Genomic DNA, 255 nt, shown 5'->3' on the forward strand with positions numbered 1-255 from the left:
TTCCCCGGCTCTACGATTTCGCCGAGGAACTGGGCGCCAGCACCCTGGCTGCCCACTATTCGCGCTATGTGGTCGATCTCAACCGCCCTTCCGACGACAAGCCGCTGTACAGCACCGCCACTACCGGCCTGTATCCGGACACCCTGTTCGACGGCCGGCCGCTCTACCGCGAAGGCATGGCGCCGTCCGCCGAGGAACGCATGCGCTACCTGGCCGAAGTGTGGACGCCCTACCACCGGACCATCGCCGAGGAAC

At 66.3% G+C, this 255-nt stretch carries 1 protein-coding gene; it reads left to right on the forward strand.

The window, feature by feature from the left end:
• On the forward strand, positions 1–255 hold a 255-nt coding region (locus ACLJNW_RS26655), incomplete at both ends, for an N-formylglutamate amidohydrolase (RefSeq protein ID WP_410961574.1).

The sequence above is a fragment of the Salmonella sp. SAL4457 genome, assembly GCF_046548235.1.
Taxonomy (GTDB): domain Bacteria; phylum Pseudomonadota; class Gammaproteobacteria; order Enterobacterales; family Enterobacteriaceae; genus Salmonella; species Salmonella enterica.